General features: G+C 65.6%; 5 protein-coding genes. 2 read left to right on the plus strand and 3 right to left on the minus strand.

The window, feature by feature from the left end; translation table 11 throughout:
• The coding region (dnaE, locus tag FJY88_11350; GenBank protein ID MBM3287927.1) for a DNA polymerase III subunit alpha at positions 1 to 2,448 on the minus strand (2,448 nt) is incomplete at its 3' end.
• Between the two features lie 119 nt (positions 2,449 to 2,567).
• Between dnaE and FJY88_11355 the strand changes: the two genes are divergently transcribed.
• Both FJY88_11355 and FJY88_11360 read left to right on the plus strand, forming a co-directional pair.
• Positions 2,568 to 3,131 (plus strand): hypothetical protein, encoded by a 564-nt coding sequence (locus FJY88_11355; protein ID MBM3287928.1) that lies wholly within the window; start codon positions 2,568 to 2,570, stop codon positions 3,129 to 3,131.
• Complete coding sequence (locus FJY88_11360; protein ID MBM3287929.1) at positions 3,040 to 3,723, plus strand: hypothetical protein; 684 nt, start codon at positions 3,040 to 3,042, stop codon at positions 3,721 to 3,723. The genes FJY88_11355 and FJY88_11360 overlap by 92 nt, the downstream gene beginning before the upstream one ends.
• A gap of 68 nt (positions 3,724 to 3,791) precedes the next feature.
• Here the strand turns inward: FJY88_11360 and FJY88_11365 are convergent, their stop codons facing one another.
• Both FJY88_11365 and FJY88_11370 read right to left on the minus strand, forming a co-directional pair.
• Positions 3,792 to 4,832, minus strand: coding sequence for a hypothetical protein (locus FJY88_11365; protein MBM3287930.1), 1,041 nt, complete (start codon positions 4,830 to 4,832; stop codon positions 3,792 to 3,794).
• Positions 4,829 to 5,775, minus strand: a 947-nt coding sequence (locus FJY88_11370; GenBank protein MBM3287931.1) for an HlyC/CorC family transporter, incomplete at its 5' end; no start/stop codon positions are given. The genes FJY88_11365 and FJY88_11370, both read right to left, overlap by 4 nt.

Consider the following 5,775-nt stretch of genomic DNA (forward strand, 5'->3'; position numbering starts at 1 on the left):
GCGGATTCCGAGCCGCCTGGACTCCGCCTGTAGGATCATGACCCTGTCCTTGTCCGCCATCTCGGAGGTGAGCGAGGCGGCCAGGAACTCGGCCGGGTAGTGGCGCTTCAACCATGCCGTCTGGTAGGCGACGAGCGCGTAGCCGGCGCTGTGGCTCTTGTTGAATCCATAGCCGGCGAAGTGCGCCATCAGATCGAAGACCCGCCGGGCGCACTCGCCCTTCACTCCGCGCCCGACCGCGCGCTCCACAAAGATCGCGCGCTGCTCGTCCATGATCTCCTGCTTCTTCTTGCCCATCGCGCGCCTGAGGAGATCCGCCTCTCCCAGGGAATAGCCGGCCAGGGCGCTCGCGATCTGGAGCACCTGCTCCTGGTAGACGATCACGCCGTAGGTTTCCTTGAGGATCGGCTCGAGCGACGAGTGCTCGTATCGGATCTGCTTCGCCCCATGCTTGCGCTGGATGAAGTCGTCGATCATGCCGCTGCCGAGGGGGCCGGGGCGATAGAGGGCGTTCATCGCGATCAGATCCTCGAGACAGTGGGGCTTCAGCTTGCGCAGGTAGTCGGTCATCCCGGAGGACTCGAACTGGAAGATCCCCACCGTCTCCCCGCCCGCGAAGAGACCGTAGACCGCGGAATCGTCCAGAGGGATCGAATCGAGATCGATCCGAACGCCGTGGTTCGCGCGGATCCCCTCAAGGCAGTCCTGCAAAACCGTCAGCGTTCTCAGACCCAGGAAGTCGATCTTGAGCAGACCGATCGCCTCGCAGGCGACCATGTCCCATTGCGTCGTCACCTCTCCCTCGGAGGAGCGATAGAGGGGCACCGTTTCCACCAGGGGCGTCGGGCTGATCACGACGCCGGCGGCGTGCGTCGACGCGTGTCGCGTGAGACCTTCCAGAACCCTTCCGGTGTCGACGAGCTCGCGAACACGCTCATCCGCGTCGTAGCGCTCCTTGAGTTCCGGGCTCTGCTCCAGGGCCTTTTCCAGCGTGATGTGAGGCGCCTGGGGGACCATCTTCGCGATCCGGTCGACCTCCCCGTAAGGGACGCCCATCACCCTCCCCACGTCCCGGACGACGGCGCGCGCCGCCATCGTGCCGAAGGTGATGATCTGCGTCACGTTCTCCGCCCCGTACTTGTCGATCACATAGCGAATCACCGAAGCTCGCCCTCGGTCCGAGAAGTCGACGTCGATGTCGGGCATGCTGATCCTCTCGGGATTCAGGAATCGCTCGAAGATCAGGTTGTAACGGATCGGATCGATGTTGGTGACGCCGAGGCAGTATGCGACGAGGCTCCCGGCCGCCGATCCGCGCCCGGGCCCCACTGGGATCCCCTCCTCGCGGGCGCGGTTGATGAAGTCCTGGACGATCAGGAAGTAGCCGGCGTAGTCCATCGCGTGGATGACGTCCAGCTCGTAGCGAAGCCGCGCCCTCAGCTCCTCGCCTGGAGCCGGGAAACGCCGAAGAAGCCCCTCCTCGCAGATGGCGTCGAGGTAGTGGTTCAGCGATGCGTAGGCGGGCGGACAGGGCAGATGGGGAAGGCGCAGCTTGCCGAACTCGAGCGAGACATCGCACTTCTCCGCGATGCGGATCGTGTTCTCCAGCGCCTCCGGCACTTCCCCGAAGAGCCGTTCCATCTCCTCCGCGCTCTTGAAGTACATCTGGTCGGACTCGAAGCGAAGCCGGTTCGCGTCCGAGCGCATCTTCCCCGTCTGGATGCACAGGAGGACATCCTGGGCGGCGGAGTGCCTGCCGAAGAGATAATGGCAGTCGTTGGAGGCGACCAGGGGGAAGCCTCCCTCCCTCGCGAGATCGATCAGCCTCCGCGTGGCGATCTTCTCTTCCGGCAGTCCGTGATCCTGCAGCTCGATGTAGAACTCGTCGAGCACTTCACGGTAGTAGCGAGCCGCCTCGAGGGCCGTCTCGTACTTCTCGCCCCGCACGAGGCAGTTCACCTCGCCATGAAGGCAGGCCGAGAGGCCGATCAGCCCCTCCCCGTGCCGGCTGAGGATCTCCCTGTCGATGCGGGGCCGCTGATAGAGCCCTTCGAGGAAGGCTCGGCTCGAGAGTTCCAGCAGATTCCGATAGCCTGTCTGGTTCCTCGCGAGGAGAATCAGATGGTAGTTGTTCCTCTCCCCTCGATGCGGAGTGCGATCGTGGCGCGATCCGGGAGTGATGTAGGTCTCGATCCCGAGAACGGGGCGCACTCCCTGGGAGACCGCCTCTCTGTAGAACTCGATCAGACCGTGGAGGTTTCCATGATCGGTGAGCGCAAGCGCCGGCATTCCAAGCTCCCGGCAGCGCCCGACCATCTCCGAGATGCGGCATGCTCCGTCCAACAGGCTATACTGGCTGTGGTTATGAAGGTGGACGAAGGTCCGGTCCAAGCTCTCTCCCCCCGATGCGCCCCGGGACTTGAGGATGTTCCACGGCGCGGTCGCCAAAGTAGCACAGGATGGGAGCCTCTACAAGAAGAGTCGCTGCGCCCGTGCATGTTGACAGCCGAGGGAACGGTTCCTACACTGCCACTCCACGGAGGTCTGCTCCGATCCGGAGACATGCTTTGAAAGAGAACGACACGACAGCGCGCGGGCCCGTGAAGACGACGTCGCCTCTGGCGCGATCCCTGATCTGCCTCCTGCTCCTTTCGGTCCTGCTGTCGATCTCGGCCTCGCCGGAGTGCGCCTGGGCAGGCGGCGCGGACTCCAAGATGAAGGCGATCACGAAGACGACTCTCTACGGAGCCCTTCTTGGAGGCCTGCTCGGCCTCGCGAGCGCGCTCGTGGTGCGCGACGGATACGAGGACGACGCCGTCCGCTGGGGAATCGTCTCGGGAACCTTCGCTGGTTTCATCTACGGCATCCTCTCCGACGAGGAATCGGACGAGTTCTCGATCCTTCGCGACACGGACGTTCGGGCTTCTCGTTCCTCGCTGGATCTGTGGGGAGACGGTCCGAGTCCGCACTGGCGCCTGGCGCCCCTGAAACAGGCTCGATTCACGGCCGGTCTGGTCCCGGCCTCCCCTGAGGTGTCGCATGACGCAATCCCGAAAGAAGGCGAAGAGCGGAGAGAAGGCCTCCGCCGGGCCGTCCGCCAAGAAGGGGTCGATCAAGCCGACGCCCGCTAAGGCGGCCTCGCAGACCCCCCGGCGCTCGACCGGCGGCCGGGGCGCTTCGGCCGATGAGCAGATCGCCGCGATGGCCGAACAGATCCGCAGCCTAATCGCGGAGCGGGACGAGCACGTCGCCATCGCGGAGGCGGCGGAACTCGAGCAGGAGACGATTCAGAGGGACCTCGAGGAGGCCAGGGAGAGGATCCGCTCGCTCGAGAAGCGGCTGGGCGGGGCCGGCGACTCGCAGGAAGAGACCCCGCACGAGGAGAGCTCCCCCGCCTTCGAGGAGCCCGACGAAGAGGAGCCCGAGGAGGACCTGGACGAGGTCGAGTCCATCTACGGACGGATGGACGATCCGCGCGTGCGCAGGCAGGAGCTGGACCGGGAGAGGCTGGATCGCGAGAGCGAGTCATCGAACGAGCCGTTCTGGATGGTCTGCCCGAAGTGCGGCGACACGCTCGAGGAAGTGGAGGCCGAGGAGGTCAAGATCGACCGCTGCGGCGGCTGCGGGGGGGTCTACCTGGACCACGGGGAGGTCGAGGTCCTCCTCGCCCAGGCACGCGGCCCTCAGGGTCTTCAGCGGACCCGCAACGTCTTGCTCAGCTAGGCCGGCTTGGCCGTGTCGGAGAAGCGGGTTGGCGCGATGCGCGTGCGCCGCGGTTTCGATGCGGTTTCTCAGCGCCCGGGAGAGGTCTTCCTCCAGGACCCTCGGATCCCGCCGGAACTCGTCGGCGCTGTCGGAACGACGACCGCCTGCCAGTCCAAGCCCGTCGGGCTCCAAAGAATCGTGTTCTCGTCCCCCACCGCGACATACCCTCCCCCGGCGCCGCTTCCCGTGTAGGCGATGCCCCGGAGATCCTGCTGGGTGCCGGAATCGACAACATTCCAGATAGCCCCGCCCACTGAGCGGAGGATCACCCCGCCGTCCCCGACGGCGATGCCGATCAGGACATTGTCGGGAAGTAGCCGGAAGAGGGCGATCGCGTTGAGCCCGTTCGAGACAGGGCAGAAAAGCGCTTCCCACTCGAGGGCGAAGGGATTCCCCTTGAGAATGGTCCCTTCAGCGCCCACGGCCCAGAAGCGAGGATTCGTGGACCCCGTCGGCTCCACGGCGACGGCCCGCAGGTCCTTCTCCGTCGGAACCGTGGTCGCCGCGGACCAAGTGATCGGCTCATTGCTCCTGCACCAGATCACCGTTCCGGTGTCTCCGACAGCCGCCATGTAGAAGGTTCCCCCCGCGATCCCCCGCAGAGTCCGCCTCGTCGGCACGGCCGCCGAATCGACGCGGGTCCAGCCGTTCCCCTCGAAGTCCCCCGAGAGGAAGACCGCCCCGGAGTCGCCTACGGCCACCATCAGCCTGGAGCTCCTCGCCAGTCCCCACAGGTTGAGGCCCGGGCTGGCGGCTCGACCCAGCATCCAGGTGATTCCTCTCCCCTCGGGATCGGTGCTCTGCAGAATCGCCCCATCGTCCCCCACGGCGAAGTAGTCGCTCGCGCCGGTCGCCGCCGCGCGGAGCGTCCCATCGACGATCTTGGCGGCAGAGAGCCAAATCGAGTTGTGCGGGGCGGGGTAGGCGCGCATGATGCGCCCCTCCTCGCCCACGAGGATTGCGCTCGCCCCGCGGGAGGAGACTGCGTGGAAGTCCTCCGCGGCCGATTCGAGGGCGACTGTCGCCGACAGGGTGACCAGAGCCAGGAGAAGTCGCGATGGCCTCATGATTCCTCCGCCCTTTGAGAGGGGACCTTGAGCTTCACCGTGCGCACGCCGTAAGGGTAGGCCTCCAGCACCTCCAGGACCACGCCGTCGTAGTCGAGGCCCTCCCCTTCCTGGGGAATTCGCCCCAGCCGGCGCATGATCAGCCCGCCGATCGTATCGTAGCGCGATTTCGGGAGTTCGAGACCCAACTCCTCGTTCAGGTCATCGATGTCGGTCAGGGCGTCCACGATATAGACTCCGTCGCCGAGGGAGCGGATCCGCTTCACCCCCACTTCATGATCATCGGCAAGCTCACCCATGATCTCCTCAACGATGTCTTCCATGGTCAGCATTCCCGTGCAAGATCCGAACTCGTTGACCACGATGACCATCGTCTCCCCTCGGCGCTGCATCTCGACCATCAGGCGGTCAATCCTCTTCGTCTCCGGCACGAACGTCACCGGCCTGACGTAAGCCTCCACCGTTTCGCCGCGCCCCGGGTCGAGGAGCACATCGAAGAGGAGCACGATCCCCACGATTCGATCGGTCCGCCTCTCGTGAACAGGGATGCGGGTGTAGGGGCGTCGCCGGACAAGCGTGCGGAACATCTCGAGGCTCGAGTCTCTCGCCACGGTCACCACCGAGGGCATCGGCACCATCACCTCTCGCGCGGTCGTGTGCCCGAAGTCGAGGATCGATTGGAGCATCCTCTTCTCCTGGCGAAGCGGACCCGTCTCCCCTCCCACGTCCTGAACGAGCACCTTCAGGTCCTGCCGCGTGACCGGAGCGCCCCTCCTGTCCCTGCGCAGCAGTCCCAGGGTCAGATGGATGACAACGCTCGCCGCCGCGGTGACCGGCAGGAGAAGGAGATCGAGGGCGAAGAGGGGGCGCGAAGCCCCCATGAGAACCGACTCGGCTCGCGGCCTCGCGGCGGCTTTCGGGAGCACCTGCCCGAAGACAAGGA

Source organism: Candidatus Eisenbacteria bacterium (genome assembly GCA_016867495.1).
GTDB lineage: Bacteria > Eisenbacteria > RBG-16-71-46 > CAIMUX01 > VGJL01 > VGJL01.